General features: G+C 73.4%; 15 protein-coding genes. 9 read left to right on the plus strand and 6 right to left on the minus strand.

All coding sequences use genetic code 11. The annotated features are described in order from the left end of the window. Positions 1 to 135 precede the first annotated feature (135 nt). Positions 136 to 1293: a CapA family protein gene (locus ABZ570_RS31455; RefSeq protein ID WP_358071404.1), complete on the plus strand. Its 1158-nt coding sequence runs from the start codon at positions 136 to 138 to the stop codon at positions 1291 to 1293. 232 nt (positions 1294 to 1525) lie between these two features. Here the strand turns inward: ABZ570_RS31455 and gdhA are convergent, their stop codons facing one another. Then, complete coding sequence (gene gdhA, locus ABZ570_RS31460; protein WP_358071406.1) at positions 1526 to 2863, minus strand: NADP-specific glutamate dehydrogenase; 1338 nt, start codon at positions 2861 to 2863, stop codon at positions 1526 to 1528. Positions 2864 to 3082: 219 nt separating this feature from the next. On the opposite strand from gdhA, the gene ABZ570_RS31465 reads away from it, so the two are divergent. Together ABZ570_RS31465 and ABZ570_RS31470 are read left to right on the plus strand one after the other, a co-directional pair. Then, positions 3083 to 4054, plus strand: coding sequence for a pirin family protein (locus tag ABZ570_RS31465; protein ID WP_358071408.1), 972 nt, complete (start codon positions 3083 to 3085; stop codon positions 4052 to 4054). Positions 4055 to 4085: 31 nt separating this feature from the next. Next, positions 4086 to 4751 (plus strand): hypothetical protein, encoded by a 666-nt coding sequence (locus ABZ570_RS31470; RefSeq protein WP_358071410.1) that lies wholly within the window; start codon positions 4086 to 4088, stop codon positions 4749 to 4751. A gap of 235 nt (positions 4752 to 4986) precedes the next feature. Here ABZ570_RS31470 and ABZ570_RS31475 read toward each other — a convergent pair whose 3' ends face one another. Together ABZ570_RS31475 and ABZ570_RS31480 are read right to left on the minus strand one after the other, a co-directional pair. Next, positions 4987 to 5586, minus strand: coding sequence for a DUF1345 domain-containing protein (locus ABZ570_RS31475; protein WP_358071412.1), 600 nt, complete (start codon positions 5584 to 5586; stop codon positions 4987 to 4989). A gap of 68 nt (positions 5587 to 5654) precedes the next feature. Beyond that, positions 5655 to 5924, minus strand: a complete 270-nt coding sequence (locus tag ABZ570_RS31480; RefSeq protein ID WP_358071414.1) for a DUF2795 domain-containing protein — start codon at positions 5922 to 5924, stop codon at positions 5655 to 5657. 159 nt (positions 5925 to 6083) lie between these two features. On the opposite strand from ABZ570_RS31480, the gene ABZ570_RS31485 reads away from it, so the two are divergent. After that, positions 6084 to 6488: a DUF2267 domain-containing protein gene (locus ABZ570_RS31485; protein WP_358071416.1), complete on the plus strand. Its 405-nt coding sequence runs from the start codon at positions 6084 to 6086 to the stop codon at positions 6486 to 6488. Between the two features lie 30 nt (positions 6489 to 6518). Here ABZ570_RS31485 and ABZ570_RS31490 read toward each other — a convergent pair whose 3' ends face one another. Then, positions 6519 to 7667, minus strand: coding sequence for a CaiB/BaiF CoA-transferase family protein (locus ABZ570_RS31490; protein WP_358071418.1), 1149 nt, complete (start codon positions 7665 to 7667; stop codon positions 6519 to 6521). 261 nt (positions 7668 to 7928) lie between these two features. Here ABZ570_RS31490 and ABZ570_RS31495 point away from each other — a divergent pair, with 261 nt between their 5' ends. The 4 genes from ABZ570_RS31495 to ABZ570_RS31510 all read left to right on the plus strand — a co-directional run bounded on the left by ABZ570_RS31495 (position 7929) and on the right by ABZ570_RS31510 (position 10680). After that, positions 7929 to 8909: a TerC family protein gene (locus ABZ570_RS31495; protein WP_358071420.1), complete on the plus strand. Its 981-nt coding sequence runs from the start codon at positions 7929 to 7931 to the stop codon at positions 8907 to 8909. Positions 8910 to 9019: 110 nt separating this feature from the next. Continuing rightward, positions 9020 to 9610: a sulfite oxidase-like oxidoreductase gene (locus ABZ570_RS31500; protein WP_197698544.1), complete on the plus strand. Its 591-nt coding sequence runs from the start codon at positions 9020 to 9022 to the stop codon at positions 9608 to 9610. Position 9611: 1 nt separating this feature from the next. Continuing rightward, a complete protein-coding gene (locus ABZ570_RS31505; RefSeq protein WP_358071422.1) occupies positions 9612 to 10373 on the plus strand; it encodes a ferredoxin reductase in 762 nt (253 codons plus the stop codon). A 13-nt stretch (positions 10374 to 10386) separates the two neighbouring features. After that, positions 10387 to 10680, plus strand: coding sequence for a DUF6510 family protein (locus ABZ570_RS31510; protein ID WP_358071424.1), 294 nt, complete (start codon positions 10387 to 10389; stop codon positions 10678 to 10680). 48 nt (positions 10681 to 10728) lie between these two features. Here the strand turns inward: ABZ570_RS31510 and ABZ570_RS31515 are convergent, their stop codons facing one another. Continuing rightward, positions 10729 to 11955 carry an MFS transporter gene (locus ABZ570_RS31515; RefSeq protein ID WP_358071426.1) on the minus strand — a complete coding sequence of 409 codons (1227 nt, stop codon included), beginning with the start codon at positions 11953 to 11955 and terminating at the stop codon, positions 10729 to 10731. A 370-nt stretch (positions 11956 to 12325) separates the two neighbouring features. On the opposite strand from ABZ570_RS31515, the gene ABZ570_RS31520 reads away from it, so the two are divergent. After that, positions 12326 to 12895, plus strand: coding sequence for a GNAT family protein (locus tag ABZ570_RS31520; RefSeq protein WP_358071428.1), 570 nt, complete (start codon positions 12326 to 12328; stop codon positions 12893 to 12895). A gap of 191 nt (positions 12896 to 13086) precedes the next feature. Here ABZ570_RS31520 and rpsD read toward each other — a convergent pair whose 3' ends face one another. Beyond that, positions 13087 to 13698: a 30S ribosomal protein S4 gene (gene rpsD / locus ABZ570_RS31525; RefSeq protein ID WP_358071430.1), complete on the minus strand. Its 612-nt coding sequence runs from the start codon at positions 13696 to 13698 to the stop codon at positions 13087 to 13089. Positions 13699 to 13822 lie beyond the last annotated feature (124 nt).

The following is a 13822-nucleotide window of genomic DNA, read 5'->3' on the forward strand; positions in this document are numbered from 1 at the left end:
GCGCAGTGGGAGCAGCAGGCCGCCGACCTGGTCGCCCAGTACTGGAACAGCTGACACCGACAGGACCCCTCCCCCCTGGAGGGGTCCTGTCGTATTCGCCCCTCGGCGGGGTGGGCGCTGGGAAGAATTCCTGGAATGAGAGTGAAGATCGGCTTTGCGGTGATCCTGCTGCTCCTGACGGGGGCCTGTACCGAACCGGCGAGAGTAACTGCGGACCGCAGCGCCGCCCCGCACGTCGCGCCCCCCGCTCCTGGGCCGAAGAAGCAGCTCACGGTGGTGGCCGCCGGGGATCTGCTGGTGCACCCCCCGCTCACCGAGCAGGCCGCCGCCGACGCCCAGGCGGCGGGCCGCAGCGGCCACGACTTCACGCGGGTGCTCGCCGCGATCCGGCCCCGGGTGAGCGCCGCGGACCTCGCCATCTGCCACCTGGAGACACCGCTGGCGGAGGCGCAGGGCCCGTTCACCGGATGGCCGGCCTTCAGCGTGCCCCCCCAGTTGGCCGACGCGGCGGCCTGGGCCGGGTTCGACACCTGCTCCACGGCGTCCAATCACTCCCTGGACACGGGCATGGAGGGCGTCACCCGGACGCTGGACAACCTTGACCGGGTCGGGCTGCGGCATGCCGGCACGGCCCGCAGTGCGGAGGAGGCGTCCCGGCCCACGATCCTCGACGTGGCGGGCGTGAAGGTCGCGCAGCTGTCGTACGCGCTGAGCTTCAACGACATCCCACTGCCGTCGGGCGCGCCGTGGGCGGCGAACCTCATCGATCAGGACGCCATCCTCGCGGCGGCGCACCGGGCGCGAGCGGCGGGCGCGGAGATCGTGATTCTCTCCATGCACTGGGGGACCGAGTACCAGAACGCGCCGAACGACGACCAGCTGGACCTGGCCCGACAGTTGCTCGCCTCGCCCGACATCGACCTGATCATCGGGCACCACGTCCACGTGGTACAGCCGTTCGAGAAGATCGGCCGCAAGTGGGTCGCCTACGGGATGGGCAACCTCACCGCCCGCTTCGACGACGGTTCCCCCGAGAACACGCAGGACGCCGTGGTGCCGGAGTTCACCTTCACCCGTACCGATTCCGGCGGCTGGGAGGTGACCGGCGTGAGTGTGCTGCCGACCTGGATGGAGTACCGGCCGGCGGCCCGCGTGGTCGACCTGGTCGGCGCGGCCAGGGACCCGGCGGTGTCCGCCGGGCAGCGGGCGCACTACGCCGAGATCGAGAAGCGGATCAGCGGGTACGTGGGCATGCGCGGTGCGTTCGAGGCGGGGCTGCGTCCGCTCTCCTGACGCGGCCCGGACGGCACGTTGCACGACCAGCCGGCTGCGTCCGTGCCACGCCGCGTCCCGGGCGTACGCCTGCTCCATGCTGAACGGCACGACGAGGTCTCCGAGGTCGTGCAGGGTGAGCACCGGCACGGTCGGCGGCACCTCGGTCAGCGTGGGCGCGAGCCGCTGCCGCAGGTTCTCCGAGCCGACGGGGCGGGCGGATGTCGGTCCGCCATCCGCCCACTGTGGTCGGTCAGATGAGGCCGTGCGCGAGCATCGCCTCCGCCACCCGCCGGAAACCGTTGATGTTCGCGCCGGCCACGTAGTCGCCGGGCAGGCCGTACTCCTCGGCGGTGGCCCAGCAGCGGTCGTGGATGTCCCGCATCGTCTCCCGCAACCGCTGTTCCGACCGGGCGAACGTCCACGAGTCCCGGCTGGCGTTCTGCTGCATCTCCATCCCGCTCACCGCCACGCCGCCGGCGTTCGCCGCCTTGCCCGGGGCGAACCTCACCCCGGCCCCGGCCAGGATGCGGACCGCCTCCGGGGTGGTGGGCATGTTCGCCCCCTCGACCACCGCCACGCAGCCGCCGGCCACGAGCGCCGCGGCCTCGGCGCCGCCGATCTCGTTCTGCGTCGCGCAGGGCAGCGCCAGCTCGCACGGCACCTCCCAGACGGACCGGCCGGCGACCGCCACCGCGCGCGGCGCGTGCTTGACGTAGTTGTCGAGGCGGACCCGGCGCTCCTCCTTCAGCTCCCGCAGCAGCTCCAGGTCGATGCCCTCCTCGTCCAGCACGTACCCGTCCGAGTCGGAGCAGGCGACCACCGTCCCGCCGAGCTGGTGCACCTTCTCGATGGCGTAGATCGCCACGTTGCCCGAGCCGGAGACCACCACCCGCTTGCCCTCCAGGCTGTCCCCGGACTGCTTCAGCATCTCCGCGGCGAAGAAGACCGCGCCGTATCCGGTGGCCTCGCGGCGCACCTGCGCGCCCCCGTACGACAGGCCCTTGCCGGTGAGCACGCCGGACTCGTACCGGTTGGTGATCCGCTTGTACTGCCCGAACAGGTAGCCGATCTCCCGGCCGCCCACCCCGATGTCGCCGGCCGGCACGTCGGTCTGCGCGCCGATGTGCCGGTACAGCTCGGTCATGAAGCTCTGGCAGAAGCGCATCACCTCCCGGTCCGAGTGGCCCTTCGGGTCGAAGTCCGAGCCGCCCTTGCCGCCGCCGATCGGCAGGCCGGTCAGCGCGTTCTTGAAGATCTGCTCGAAGCCGAGGAACTTCACGATGCCCAGGTACACGGAGGGGTGGAAGCGTAGACCGCCCTTGAACGGCCCCAACGCGCTGTTGAACTCCACCCGGAAGCCGCGGTTCACCCGGACCCGGCCGCGGTCGTCCTCCCACGGCACCCGGAAGATGATCTGTCGCTCCGGCTCGCAGATGCGCTCGATGATCTGCGCGTGCGCGTACTCGGGATGGCGGGCCAGGGCCGGGCCGATGCTCTCCAGCACCTCCCGTACCGCCTGGTGGAACTCGGGCTCGCCCGGGTTGCGCCGCACCACGTTCGCGAACACCGTCTCGACGGTCTCCGGCATCACCGACACGTCCCTTCCGATCACCGGGTGGCCCCGGTCTCCCCACCGCATCGGTCGGCGCTGACCGTCACCGGATACGATAATCACCTCATCGGGTTCACTGGGCCGGTGGGCGATTTGATCTGGGATGCGGTCCGACGCGGTGGCGGGTTGCGCGAGCGAGGTGCGGTCCCGCCTGACCGCCTGACCGCCGACCGGGGCAGCGCGTAGAGTCGGGCGGTGGACCGGACCGAATCCCTTCCTGCGCAGACCGTCCCACCTGGCGTGGCACCCACGGATCCGGGCAGCGTGCTGCTTCCCGGCCACGACGTACCGCTCGGCCGCTACACCACCGTGCGGCGGTTGCTGCCCCAGCGGCGGCGGCGGATGGTCGGGGCTTGGTGCTTCGTCGACCACTTCGGACCGGACGACGTCGCCGAACGACCCGGCATGGAGGTGCCGCCGCACCCGCACACCGGGCTGCAGACGGTCACCTGGCTGCTGGACGGCGAGATCCTGCACCGGGACAGCCTGGGCAACGTCCAGCCGATCCGTCCCGGGCAGCTCAACGTGATGACCTCCGGTCACGGCATCGCCCACTCGGAACGGTCCCCGGCGGCGCGCCCTCCGGTCATGCACGGGGTCCAGCTCTGGGTGGCGCTGCCGGACCCGGCCCGCGCCGGCGCGGCCGACTTCGCCCACCACCCGGAGCTGCCCGGCTGGCGCGACGGCGACCTCGACGTGGCGCTGCTGGTCGGCGAGCTGGGCGGCGAGCGGTCCCCGGCGGTGGTGCACACCCCGCTGGTGGGCGCGCAGCTCGAGGTACGCGGGTCCGCGCCGGCCACCCTGCCGCTGCGGCGCGACTTCGAGTACGGGCTGCTGGCGGTGTCCGGCTCCGCCGAGGTGGACGGGGTGCCGTTCGCCCCGGGCGCGTTGCTGTACCTGGGGACCGGCCGGGACGCGCTGACCCTGCGCGCCGCCCCGGGCAGCCGGCTGCTGCTGCTCGGCGGGGCACCCTTCGAGGAACCCTTGGTCATGTGGTGGAACTTCGTCGGCCGTTCGCACGAGGAGGTGGTCGCGGCCCGGGAGGACTGGATGGCGGGTCGGCGCTTCGGCACCGTCGCCGACGACCCGGCGCCCCCGCTGCCGGCCCCGGCGCTGCCCACCACCCGGCTCAAGGCCCGTGACCGGCACGGCGGCCTGTTCAGCTGAATGCCCGGCCCCGGCCCGGGTAGACGCGGGCATGCCAACCAGTGTGATTTCCAGCATGGAGGAGAAGAAGCGGCTGGTCCGCCGGCTCGCCGGGGACGGCCGCGGGTTCGCCGAACGGTACGGATTCCGGGTCACCAACAACCCGTCCCACCTGTTCCAGGTGCTCTACCTGTCCGTTCTGCTCGCCCGGCGGGGCGACTTCCGCAAGGCGGTCGACAGCGCGCTGGCGCTGCGGGAGAACGGGTGGGACAGCGCCGCCCGAATGGCCCGCTCGCTGCACGCCGACCGGGTACGCGTACTGCGCGAGGCGGGGCAGCGGGGCGACGTGGACGCGCTCGGGAACACCCTGGGCGACCTCGCCCGGGCCGTGGTGGACCGCTACCGCGGCGACCTGCGTCGGTTGCGTACGGCGGCGCACCAGGATCCGGCCCGGGAGCGGCGACTGCTCACCGATCTGCCCGGGGTGGACGAGCAGGTGGTGGACCTGTTCCTGCGTGAGGCGCAGGCGGTGTGGCGCGAGGTGGCGCCGGTCGCGGACCGACGGGCGCTCGCCGCGGCCCGGCGCCTCGGTCTCGGACGGTCCGCCGACGACCTGGCCGGCCTGGCCGGCAGCGGCGAGTCGGAGCGGCTGGCCTGGCTGGTGGGCGCACTGGCCCGGGTGGACCTGGAGAAGCGGTACGCGGAGCTGACCCCCTGACTCGTTGCCGGTTGCCGAGCTGGCTTCGGCGTGCCGCCGGCCACAATCTCGAATTTCTCACCCGTTCGGCTGATGCCATGTCGTAGGATGATCGTGGCAGCGATGCCCGCCCGGTTCGGGCGAACATTCACCGCCTGGCGGTCGCGACCCGGTTCGGGCGCGGACCGGCAGGGCAGGTGCTGCGGTGGCGCCCCAGGTCGCGGTTCGTGACCCGGGGCGCTCGCCTGTTCACGGGCTATTTCGCCAGGCCGGCGAGCAGGTTCACCGTCGTCGCCACGATGACCGCACCGAACAGATACGACAGCAGCATGTGTCGCAGCACGGTCCGCCGCAGTTCGGCGCTGCTCAGGTCGGTGTCGGAGACCTGGAACGTGGCGCCCACGGTGAACGCCAGGTAGGCGAAGTCCGCGTAGCAGGGCGGTTCACTCTGGTGGAAGTCGACACCCCCTGGCCTGCCGCCGTAGTAGAGCCGGGCGTAGCGGGCGGTGAAGACGGTGTGCACCACGAACCAGGAGACCACCACGCTGAGCACGCCCAGCCCGCCCCTGAGGTCGAGCGGGACGCCGGACCGGATCGGGCGCGTGGCGGTCAGCAGGACGCCGACCGCCAGGAGACTGACCAGGCAGGCGACCAGGAGCAGCACGTCCCGTACGGCCCGGTTCGGGTCCTCGTGCAGGGCCAGCCGTGCGGTCGCCGCGGCGTCCAATCGCCACAGCCGGCGCCAGACCAGGATCAGCCAGGCCAGCGCGGCGGTGTCCCAACCCACCAGCGGGCCGAGCGCCGGCGACATGAGCACCCCGACGAGCCCACCGCAGACCGCCCCGACCAGCCCCATCACGGCCAGTTGACGCCCCGCCGGAATGTGGTGGTCCCGGCGACGAGCAGCCCCAGGCACCGGTGGGGTCAAATGCCGCGCAGGTGCTGCGATACCCGCGTGTGCCTCTCCCGGGCCTGCGCCGCGCGCTGGGAGCGGCCCACCTCGGGGGCGGCGTCGATGCCGGCGGAGCGGGCCACCTCGGCGCCGTTGGCGTAGTCCACCGGAGGCAACGCCCGCAACGCCTGCAACACCTCCGGCGGCGCGCCCTCCCGCTCGGCCTCGCGGATGACGTCGTCCTTGCCGGCCGGGTAGTCCAGCGCCGACAGGTAGTCAAGGACGTCGGTGTAACTCGCCATGGGTCGGGCTCCTCGCGCCTGTAGTTGCGGTCACGACCGGCGGCGGTTACCCGGCCGGCGGCCGGTCACGCACCCGCCGCGGCGGAATTTCACCGGCCGTTTCCGTTCCGCCTCACCGGGTAGGCGGCAGGCGCGAGGCAGCCGTGAGGGGGTACGCCGATGAACTACGTCACCTTCGTCGACAAGGTCGCCCAGCGGTCCCGGACGTCCCCCGAACAGGCGGTCGAGCTGACCCGGGCCACGTTGGAGACGCTGGCCGAGCGGCTGACCGGCGGCGAGGTGCTGGACCTGGCGGCGCAGTTGCCGAAGCCGCTGCAACGAATGCTGAAGCCCCACCCGGACATCGAGGCGGCCGACCGGTTCGGGGCGGCCGAGTTCGTCGCCCGGGTGTCGCAACGGGCCGGCGTCGACGGTAACGGGGCCCGCGGCGCGGTGCGGGCCGTCTTCACCACCCTGCGCGAGGCCGTCAGCAGCGGCGAGTTCGACGACGTGGTCGTCCAGATGCCGCGCGACTACCGGGACATGGTGGAGCCGGCCCTGGCACCCGGCGCGATCCGCCGCTGAGCCCCCGCCGGCGGCTCCCGGCCCGACGGATCAGGTCACCGACCCGACGGCGCGCAGCGCGGCGATCCGCTCGGCGTCGAAGCCGGCCTCCGCGAGCAGTTCGTCGGTGTGCTCGCCGGGGCGCGGTGGGCGGCGGCGTACGGAGGTGGGGGTCGCGGAGAAGCGCGGCGCGGGAGCGGGCTGGGTGACGCCGTCGTGGTCGACGAAGACGCCCCGGGCGGCCAGGTGCGGATGCGCGGGCGCCTCCGCCCAGTCCAGCACCGGCGCGACGCAGGCGTCGGTGGGGGCCAGCAGTTCCGCCCACTCGTCCCGGTTCCGGGTACGGAACAGCCGCGCCCACGCCGCGCGCAGCGCCGGCCAGTTCGCCGGGTCGGCTCGGTCCGGGGCCTCGTCGCCGTCGAGCGGGAAGCCGGTCAGCCGGACCAACTCGTCGTAGAAGCGAGGTTCGAGCGCACCCACCGCGAGGTACCGCCCGTCGGCGCACTCGTAGGTGTCGTAGAAGGGTGCCCCGCCGTCGAGCAGGTTCACCCCGCGCGGGTCCTGCCACATGCCGACCCGGCGCAGCGCGTGGATCTGGGTGGCCAGCACCGAGACACCGTCCACGATGGCCGCGTCCACCACCTGGCCGGGGGCGCCGGCGCGGACCGCGTACAGGGCGGCGACGACGCCGAGGGCCAGCATCATGCCACCGCCGCCGAAGTCGCCGAGCAGGTTCATCGGCGGCACCGGGCGCTCACCGGCCCGGCCGACACCGTGCAGCGCCCCGGTCAGCGCCAGGTAGTCGATGTCGTGGCCGGCCGTGTGGGCGAGCGGGCCGTCCTGGCCCCAGCCGGTCATCCGTCCGTACACCAGTGCGGGGTTGGCGGCCAGGCAGTCGTCGGGGCCGAGGCCGAGCCGCTCGGTGACCCCGGGCCGGAAGCCCTCGACCAGCGCGTCCGCGCCGGCGACCAGGGCCAGCACCACCTCGCGTCCGCCGGGTGAGCGGAGGTCGACGGCGATCGAGCGGCGGTTGCGGTTGAGCAGGTCCCCGGGGAGGTCGCCGAACCCGCCACGGACGGTGCGGTCGACGCGGACCACGTCGGCGCCGAGGTCGGCCAGCATCATGGTGGCGAAGGGGCCGGGCCCGATGCCGGCCAGCTCGATCACCCGTACGCCGGTGAGCGGCCCCTGGTTGCTCATCGCGCCACGATAGGACGCCCGGGCGCGTACGCACCACGGCCGGGCGACCACCCAGCGGTTGACCAGGGCAATCTCCTGTCGCCGATGCGGGCGGGGGACTTGGCGGGTGGGATGAGGTTGCCCTAGCCTGGAGCGCGGCGAGGGGAGTACTTCCCGCGAACCATTCCGGTCAGTACGGCGTGCCCGGCACGCCTCGGGTGGTTGCCCACGAAGGTGGGTGAAGGAGACCTCGAACATGGCACGGTGTTCGAGGAGACCTGTATGACCGGATTGTCCTACCTGTCCGCGGCCGAACTGTCGACGGTCGGCACCCCCACGCTGTGGGCGGCGACCATCGCCGGCGTGCTCGCCCTGCTGGTGCTCGACTTCCTGGTCACCCGCCGGCCGCACGAGGTGTCGCTGAAGGAGGCCCTCGGCTGGTCGGCGTTCTACGTCGCGCTGCCGCTGGCCTTCGGTGCCTGGGTCTGGTCCCGGTACGGCTCCGAGCTGGGCGTGCAGTACCTCACCGGCTACCTGGTGGAGAAGTCGCTCTCCGTCGACAACCTCTTCGTCTTCATGCTGCTGCTGGCGGCGTTCGCGGTGCCCGCCGTACTCGCCCAGCGCGTCCTGCTCTACGGCATCGCGGGCGCGCTGGTGCTGCGCGCGGTCTTCATCGCCCTCGGCGCCGCCGCCCTGCAGACGCTCGACTTCGCCTTCCTGCTCTTCGCGGTCATCCTGATCGCCACCGCGGTCAAGCTGCTCCGCGACGCCCTCTCCGGGCACGAGCAGGAGGTCGACATCAACCAGATGCGGTCGGTGCGGCTGCTCCGCAGGGTCATGCCGGTGGTCGACGAGTATCAGGGCCCCAGGCTGACCGTGCGGCAGAACGGCCGGCGCGCGCTCACCCCGTTCGCCCTCGTGGTGGTCGCGGTGCTCGCCACCGACGTGGTCTTCGCCGTCGACTCGGTGCCCGCCGTCTACGGCATCACCGAGGACCCGTACCTGGTCTTCGCCACCAACGCGTTCGCCCTGCTCGGCCTGCGCGCGCTCTACTTCGTGCTGCACGCCGCGCTGAGCCGCCTGGTGCACCTCAGCTACGGCCTGGCCGTCATCCTCGCCTTCATCGGCGTCAAGCTCGGCCTGCACTGGGCGCACGGCGTCTGGCCGGGCGTGCCGCAGATCCCCACGCTCGCCTCGCTGGGCGTGATCATCGGCGTCCTGGCGGTCGTCACCCTCACCAGCCTGCGCGCCACCCGCCGCTGACGCGAAAGGAAGGGCACCCTCTTAACGCCTGGCGTCGAGAAGGGTCCCCTTCTTGCGGGGAAGCGGGCGGACAGCACGCCGGCGGGTGGTACGACAGACGGGTGGGAATCGTGTCGCCGGGCTTCCAGGGCCGGCCCCGCTCGGCCGAGCCGGCCCTGCCGCCGGGGCAGTACCTCACCGAGGACTTCCCGGTGCTCTCCGCCGGCCCGACGCCGAAGGTGCCGCTGGACACCTGGGAGTTCGTCGTCACCACCGAGACCGGCGCCGAGTACCGCTGGTCCTGGGACGAGCTGATGGGCCTGCCCCAGGAGACCCCCACCGTCGACATCCACTGCGTGACCCGTTGGTCCAAGCTCGGCACCACCTGGCAGGGCGTCTCGCTGGACACCCTGCTCGAGGGCATCGACACCACCGCCCGGTACGCGCTGTCCCACTCGTACGGTGGGTACACCACCAACCTGCCGCTGGACGACCTGCGCGGCGGGCGGGCCTGGGTCGTGCACACGTACGACGGCGGCCCGCTCCCCGCCGAGCACGGCGGCCCGGCCCGGATGCTCGTCCCGCACCTCTACTTCTGGAAGTCCGCGAAGTGGGTACGCGGCGTCCGGTTGCTCGTCGACGACCAGCCCGGCTTCTGGGAGACCGCCGGCTACCACGACTACGGCGACCCGTGGCGCGAGCAGCGCTACCAGGGCGACTGACGTGTCCGCGCCGAGCGCCGGCGGCCGGGTCGCCGCACCGCTGACCTGGCGGGTGGCCCGCCTCGCCGAGCGCCGGATCGAGACGCCGACCGCGCAGACCCTGGTGCTCGACGTGCCCGGTTGGCCGGGGCACCTGCCGGGGCAGCACCTCGACGTCCGGCTCACCGCAGCCGACGGCTACCAGGCGGCCCGGTCGTACTCCCTCGCGGCGCCGGTGGCGGACGAGCGGATCGCGCTGACCGTGCAGCGGGTGCCCGACGGCGAGGTGTCGCCGTACCTGACCGACGTGTACGCCGAGGGCGACCCGGTGGAGGTGCGCGGGCCGGTCGGCGGCTGGTTCGTCTGGCGTACCGACGAGACGGCGCCGGTGCTGCTGGTGGCCGGCGGCTCCGGCGTGGTGCCGCTGATGGCGATGCTCCGGGCCCGCCGCGCCGCCGGCAACCGGGCGCCGTTCCGGCTGATCTACTCGGTGCGCAGCCCCGCCGACGTCGTCTACGCCGACGAACTGCGCCGCCGCGCCCGCGACGACCAGGGCCTCGACGTGGCCTACGTGTACACCCGCCAGGCACCGGAGGACTGGCGGGGCGAGCCGCACCGGATCAACCTGGCCGACGTCAACACCCACGGCTGGCCACCCGACTTGGAACCGCTCTGCTACGTCTGCGGTCCCACCGGCTTCGTGGAGACCGTGGCGGACCTGCTGGTGGGGCTGGGCCACCCGACCCGGCGGGTGAAGACCGAACGTTTCGGCCCGACCGGGTGACCGAGGAGGACGCATGACCGACCTGTCCTACCTGGACGGCAACATGCTCGACGGGCCGCTGCGGGAGATCTTCGCGGTGGACCTCAGCGCCGCCACCGGGCGGTGTGCGCACTGCGGGACGACGGGCCCGATGGCGGGTTTGCGCGTCTTCTCCCACGCCCCGGGCCTGGTCGGGCGCTGCCCGGCGTGCGCCGGCGTGATGCTGCGGCTGGTCCGGGCCCCCGACCGCGCCTGGCTGGACCTGAGCGGGGCCACCTTCCTCGAGGTGCCGATGCCGCTCGACCAGCCGCACCCCGGCCCGCTGTAGGGCCGGACGAGCGCCGCCCGTCCGGCCCCGGCGACGGCGAGGAGTTCGTCAGCCAGCGGTGTCCGCGAGTCGCCGCCAGGCCAGCGCGGTGAGCAGCGCCAGCGCGGCGGCGGCCAGCCAGAACGGCGCCAGGATGCTCCCGGTCGCCTGGGCGACGAGCCCGCCGGCCATTGTGCCCAGCGCCGCCCCGCCCAGATCGGCGAGGGAGTAGACGCTGTTCACCCGGCCGCGCAGCCGGTCCGGCACGAGCCGCTGCCGCAGCGACACCACGAGCACGCCCCACACCATCGCGTGCCCACCCCACACCGCGAGGGCGGCCCCGGCCACCCAGGGCTGCCGGGTGATGGCCAGCACGACCTGGAGCCCGATCTCGATCAGCAGCCCGGCCCGCAGCAGCGCGGGGGTGCCGAACCGGGACCGCAGCCGGGTCGCCAGGGCGCTCCCGGCGAGCCCGCCGAGCGCCGAGGCGGTGAGCAGCACCCCGTACCCGACCTCGGTGAGGCCGAGCCGCTGCCGGGCGTACAGCACGAACGCCGCGAACGCCGCGCAGAACGCCACGTTCATCACCGCGATGCAGCCGGCGAGGGTCCGCAGCACGGGTACGCCCCAGAGGGCGCGTACCCCCGCGGCGATGTCCGCCCGCAGCGAGCGCTTCGGACCGGTGTCCGCGGGTGCCGCGGGTGGGACCGGCCGCCAGCGCAGCAGCGCCAGCAGCAGCGCGGCCAGCCCGAAGGTGGCCGCGTCGAAGCCGAACGGCAGCGCCGCCCCGACCACGAAGAGGTACGCCCCCAGCGGCTTCGCCGCGAACTGGTTGCCGATGACGAAGGTGGCGAAGAGCCGGCTGTTGGCCTGCTCCAGCCGCCCCGACGGGACCACCGACGGCAGCAGTGCCCCGGCGGCGGTGTCGGCCAGGGTCTCCCCGACCCCGGCGAGGAAGAACGCCAGGCAGATCAGCGGCACGGTGGCCACGCCGGCGAGCACCGCCGCGGCCAGGGCGGCGAGGACGAGGCCCCGGCCGAGGTTGACGCCGATGATCAGCCGGCGCCGGTCCAGCCGGTCGACGAGCGCCCCGCTGACCAGGGCGAAGAGCAGCCACGGCAGTTGCGGCGCGAGCGCCGCGGCGGCCACGGCCGCCGGGTCCGGGGTGAGCGAGGCGACCAGCAGCGGGCCGGCGACCAGGGTGACCCCGTCGCCCAGGTTGGAGACCGCGGTGGCGGTCCAGAGACGGAGGAAGTCGCGGCCGAGCCGGCCGCTGGCGGGGACCGTGGTCGTCATGCCGACGACCGGGCAGGGGTACCTGGTCCGGGCACGGCGGGGTGCCCGGACAGTTTCTCCGGAAACACGAGGAACTCCCTCGGAAGCGATGTGGTGGCGTACGCACGCCAGGGCGGAGGACCCGCGCGGGGCGGGTCACCTGATCGCTTCGCGGCGAGGGAACGGGTGTCGAGGGGGAGGCCCCGGGCGCCGGGTGCGGCCCGGGTCAGGACACCGCGGCCCGCCGCGGCGAAGCGGAAACCAGCACCGTGCCGAGAAGAGCCATAACCATGATCGACCTCCCGTCGTCCGGCCTCACGGTAGGGGACGTCGATCCGGCGCGCGACCCCGGTTGGACAGGGCAGGGGCCGGTGGCCGAGAGTGGGGCAGCGTGAGATACCTGCGTACCGACGGTCGGGTGGGCATCCGGCGCCCCCGGCCCGCCGACGAGGCCGAGTTCATCGCCGCCGCCCGGCGTAGCCGGGACCTGCACCACCCGTGGCTCTCGGCCCCGGACGACCCCGAGCGGTACGCGGCGTACCTGCGCAAGATCCGGCGGCGGGGCGACGCCGGGTACCTGTTCTGCGACGTGGCCACCGGCGAGATCGCCGGGTACGCCAACATCAGCGGCATCGTCCTGGGCGCGCTGCGTGGCGGCTACCTGGGCTACGCCGCCTTCCTGCCGTACGCCGGCACCGGGCACGCGTCGGCCGGGATCCGCCTGGTCATCGCGCACGCCTTCACCGCGCTCGGGCTGCACCGGCTGGAGGCGAACATCCAGCCCGGCAACGAGCCGTCGAGGCGGCTGGCCCGCCGCCTCGGCTTCCGGCTGGAGGGGTTCTCGCCGGACTACCTCTTCATCGACGGGGCCTGGCGGGACCACGAGCGGTGGGCGATCACCGCACCGGAGCCCTCGCAGGCGCAGGGCCGGACGCCGACCGCCACCCGAACCGGTGGTTAACAGGGGGCCCCTGCTCTACCGGAGGCGTTAAGAAGGGGCCCCTCCTTGCGGGCGGGCCGGTGGGCGCCGGCCGGTCACGCGCTGCAACTTCGCCTGCTTGTGGTCCACGCGCCGGCGCTGCCGGGCGGTGAGCCGCGGGCGGCCGCTCTGCTGCTGGTAGTTCGCGATCCGTCGGTCGGTCGGCAGCATGCTCACAGCGGGCTCCCTTCGATGGACTGGACGGCGAGCGGGACGTCCCGTAGCGCCGGCACCTCCTGGCGCTGCGGCTCCCGGGTCAGGGTCGCGGTGCCACGGTCCATGCGGACGTCCAGGTAGGGCGGGTGGTCGCCCTCGGCCTGACCGGCCATCGCGACGGCGACCCGGCTCCGGCACTGCCGGTCCGGCCGGACCTGGATGGTCTGCCCCGGCCGGATCAGGTACGAAGCCCGGTTGACCCGCCCGCCGTCGACCGTGAAGGTGTTGTGCGCGACCAGGTCGCGGGCCTCGTTGATGGAGCGGGCGAAACCGGCGCGATGCACCAGCGCGTCCATTCGCTGCTCCAGCTGGCCGGCCAGGTTCTCGGCCGAGTCACCGGGCTGGCTGACGGCTGCCACGAGAGCCCGGGCCAGTTGCCGGTCGCGCAGCGCGTAACGGGCGCGTACCTGGTACCGCGCGGCGTCGTCCAACCAGGGTCCCCCGGGGGCGGGCCGCGGCCCGCCGCGTACCCCCACCGGATGGCGTTGCCGCCGCATCCGGTAGCCGTACGCGGGGTGGATCGGGAACACTTCCTCGGGCGAGGGACGTACCGTGGTGCGGACCGCCATGTCGTTTCCTCCCTGGGCTCTCGCGCTCCCACCACCCTCTGTCGCGCCCGGGTGAGGCCACCCCACCCGCTCCGGGTGATCTGCCGCTCCGCTCTGACTCACGCGGCGGGCCCCGCCAGCGTCA

It is taken from the genome of Micromonospora sp. NPDC007271 (genome assembly GCF_040634005.1).
Taxonomy (GTDB): domain Bacteria; phylum Actinomycetota; class Actinomycetes; order Mycobacteriales; family Micromonosporaceae; genus Micromonospora.